Annotated in this window: 1 protein-coding gene and 1 pseudogene; one reads left to right on the forward strand and one right to left on the reverse strand. The window is 34.5% G+C overall.

Annotated elements, in window-relative coordinates:
* Nucleotides 1-850, reverse strand: an 850-nt coding sequence (locus VXQ92_RS19610; RefSeq protein WP_416682921.1) for an alkane 1-monooxygenase, incomplete at its 3' end; no start/stop codon positions are given.
* Nucleotides 851-1021: 171 nt separating this feature from the next.
* On the opposite strand from VXQ92_RS19610, the pseudogene VXQ92_RS19615 reads away from it, so the two are divergent.
* Nucleotides 1022-1172, forward strand: a pseudogene (locus VXQ92_RS19615) (AraC family transcriptional regulator); the annotation flags it as partial.

The raw sequence follows: 1172 nt of genomic DNA on the forward strand, positions 1-1172 counted from the left end.
CATAATGTTCAATATAGTTAATAATTTCGAATAGGCTAATCCCGTAAAATGCTTGTGTTGCCAAATAAGGAATCGTACCTTTACCAAAAATTCCTCCCATAGAAGCATGGAAAGCAGCACTCATACCCCAGCCTTGCAGCAATTCGTTATCGAGTGACCAAAACTCTTTACCTTTACGTTTTAAACGATTTTTCTCAATTTCAATTGCTGATTTAAAAGAACCGATAACAGTACGTGGCCAAAATTCATAAAATGTTTCACCCATACGTGAAGATGCAGGATCTTCAGGAGTAGCTGCACGCTTATGATGGCCATATGGATGCTCAATACGGAAATGGTTGTAACCTGTAGGCACTAAAGCAAGATGAGATAAAATATGGTCTATACGATCATGTTTATGGCTTAATTCATGGGCTGTATTAATTGCAATACCATTAATGGCACCCATCGAAATACCAAGCAAAATTTTGTCAATAAATGAAGTATCTTTACGGCTTGTTAAATAACATGCATAAATATTTGCCGCATACTGCAATGGAATAAAACTTTTTACCAAACGCGAATAATATGGATCTTTCTCAAGAAGTTTAATTTCTTCATCGGTTGGATTACGCGCATCTTTACCAATAATTGTATCAATTGCAGGAATCACAACGTGTAATAAAAGTGGGCCACCTAAAGCAAATACTTTCTTTAATGGGCGTGGACCAAAATGGTATCCAGCTAAAATACTTAAACCAATTACAGGTAGAGCCGGACTAATCATCCATAAATAACGCTTACGATCTATCTCACGCATAGACGCTGGCACTGGCATAAGTTCTTGCTGAACATTTACTGGTGCATTCATAGTCATATTTCCTTTTTCTATATATCTATATAGTTAAAGAAATACTATTTTCTTAACAGTTGTAACCGTCCAAAAAACCTATTTCAAAGTCTTTGGCATTTTCTTCCACTTTTTTGTCCTAAAAACACATGTTGATCTATTCTTATAGCTCACTATAATTTTATTAAAATAATGATTGATCACGTAAACATGGATGCACTAAGTAAATTTTTTGATGATATCCACTTAAATAAGTCTGAATATATTTATATAAAAGCACAAGGTGAATGGGCTTTTAAAACACAAGATCAATCTGCTTTACTGGCTTATATCGTTTTAACGG

Source organism: Acinetobacter sp. 228, assembly GCF_048147885.1.